The organism is Hominimerdicola alba 8 (genome assembly GCF_000178155.2).
GTDB lineage: Bacteria > Bacillota > Clostridia > Oscillospirales > Ruminococcaceae > Hominimerdicola > Hominimerdicola alba_C.
In genome coordinates, this window is record NZ_ADKM02000121.1 from 1 (window position 1) to 2,528 (window position 2,528).

Consider the following 2,528-nt stretch of genomic DNA (forward strand, 5'->3'; position numbering starts at 1 on the left):
ACGCTCTTTCAGCTTGCCGATCTTCTCATCGAGCTTAGAGATCTTCTTTGCGATGTCAGCCATATCATCACCACCGTTCGTTTCAGATTTCGGGATCATACCCGATGATAATATTATAGCGCGCAACGCTTCACTTTGTCTACTGGCAGTGCGCATGAACTTTGATGTGTCAGATGAGTTTTGCGTTCGACAAATTGTTATGGGGATTTTATTTTGACATCAAAATCACACAGTAGAGATACAGCTTTCAAGCATCGGAAACAGGATTATTCAATACAAGTCGCATAGCTCCAAACGCTCTGATGAGCGCATAAGCGACTATGAGAGTTCGCTCAGAAATATTTTCACGAAAGTGATGAAAATAAACCAATCCGACCTGAACGGTCGGAAGAATATCAAAATCAAACCCAGCAAGCTCTGCATATTGTGTACACAAGTTCACAATATGCGCTGGCTTTCAAACCCAGCAAGCACGGTATTCATGGGGTACATTTTGAAAAATGACCACCCTGAATACAGGAGCTTGTTAGAGGGTTTTGCACCCCTAAGACCCCGCTTGAAAAATGAAAGAAAAAGTGATATAATTGATAATGAAAATGGGCGAATACTATGATTTTGGAGGTTTGTCTATGAATATAAAATCAGACGAGGAACGGAAGTCAAAAGTGATGAAAATACGCCTGAATGACAGGGAGTTTATGGGGAAACTAACTGCTGAAAAAAGAAAGACGGCACAGAGAGCGTTCTCCGTGCCGTTGCAGTATCAAAGCATGATTCTTATTGTCAGTCGACCATCATCATATTCAGCCGTGATCGACCCGCCCATACGCTCCACAAGGGTACGGGCGATAGATAATCCAAGCCCTGTGGAATGGTGTGCGGCTTCAACTGTATAAAATCTGTCAAATAGCTGTTCCACTTCGATCGTGGACAACTCTTTTGCAGTATTGGCAAAGGTGATCTCGCCAGTATCGGAAAGCGTGATATCTAAATCGCCGTTACTGTATTTCACCGCATTATTCAGCAGATTGGAAAACACCCTTGCAAGCTCCGAGCGATTCACATTCCGCACGATACGGGCATCGGTCAGATGAATCTGCGGTGTGATGTCCTTTTCGGTCAGCACAGGATAAAAGCTGCTGATACTCTCCGCAAGCACCTGATTTACAAACACTTCCTCTGTATCCTCTTTGCTCTCATTGGAAACGATCATGGAATATCTGAATAACTCCTCTGTAAGCTGCTTCATGGTTTCCGTGCGTTCCGCAATCACAGCGATATATCCCCTGATCTCTGATAGATCGTCGGTCTTCCCGATCATATAGAGATTGCCTGCGATAGCTGTCAGCGGCGTACGTAAATCGTGAGAGATGTTCGTGATCGCATTTTTCAGCTCCGTATTGCCCTGATGATATTGCAGATGCTCTTTCCTTAGTATCTTTAACTGTTTGTTGATACTGTCAGAAAGATAACGCATATCTTTGTCGTGAGAAGAAATATAGATCAGCGTATTAGTGTCGGTTTTCAGTCTGTCGGCAAATTCACTCGCTATCTCCCGTGCGGATTTTTTCAGCAGATATATTTTCACACACAGTGCGATTATGATAATGCACAACAGACCGTAAAACATAGTATCCTCCTTTATTTCAAATCCTTACGACGGAAAATCATCAATCCGACGAGGGGAACAATCAGTATCACTCCGCACAAGCTACAAAAATAACGATTCATTTCCGGATAATCATTTTCCTGCATTTGCAAAGCCGTTTCCTCTGCCAGCATATCATTTGCATAAAAGGTAAATCTTACACAGTTATCAATCGCTGCCACTGGATTGCAATAATTGATTACAGAAAGCACTGCTCTTTTTGTACCGCTGACATATTGCGGATTGGGTTCATCTCTTTTCTGATAAGTTTCATTTCCGTCATCATCATACTGCCGTGTTTCATAATGCAGTATTTCAGGCTGATTCAATACATACCGAATCTCATAATCCGTCAGATATAATCCAAACGCCAGAAGAATTGCAATGATTGCCGAAGCTGTCCGATTACAAGATACAAAGCAGATAGTCCACAGCACCGCCAATCAGCAGCTCCACTTTATCTGTCACATCGGCTTTGGCACTCACCACTATGACGGGAATATCCTTGATTTGTGGCAGAAGCTCCTCGCCTGACAATCCGGGGAGCATGAGGTCAAGTAAGACCAGATCGGGTTTGCTCTGAGATAGCAACAGCAATGCTTCTGTCCCGGAATAGGCGCTTGATACGCTGTATCCTTCAGATTGCAGAGCTTTGGAGACAATATCGTTGATATGGGCATCATCATCTATGATCAGTATGTTCGGCATAGGATCACCTCAAGGCTTTTTTACCATTATAGCATTTATCTGAGGGGATTTCAAGTAGGAGATTACTATCAAAGAAAAAATAGCGATGTGCTTTTCAAACTTTGCACACCGCTTCTTTTCATAGCCTGCTTATTTGTCTTGATTGGAGATACTTCTTTATAGAGCATCACCG

General features: G+C 42.9%; 2 protein-coding genes and 1 pseudogene. All 3 read right to left on the reverse strand.

All coding sequences use genetic code 11. The features are described from left to right. Positions 1-763: 763 nt before the first annotated feature. Complete coding sequence (locus tag CUS_RS14110) at positions 764-1,630, reverse strand: sensor histidine kinase (RefSeq protein WP_002851923.1); 867 nt, start codon at positions 1,628-1,630, stop codon at positions 764-766. Positions 1,631-1,641: 11 nt separating this feature from the next. After that, positions 1,642-2,091, reverse strand: a complete 450-nt coding sequence (locus tag CUS_RS14115) for a hypothetical protein (protein ID WP_172634529.1) — start codon at positions 2,089-2,091, stop codon at positions 1,642-1,644. Then, positions 2,069-2,356 (reverse strand): annotated as a pseudogene (locus CUS_RS14120) (response regulator transcription factor); the annotation flags it as partial. The pseudogene CUS_RS14120 and the gene CUS_RS14115, both read right to left, overlap by 23 nt. Positions 2,357-2,528: the final 172 nt, after the last annotated feature.

Excerpts from the sequence above, each read along its gene's own strand:
- CUS_RS14110 (WP_002851923.1), bottom strand. The coding sequence starts at position 1,630 with ATGTTTTACGGTCTGTTGTGCATTATCATAATCGCACTGTGTGTGAAA.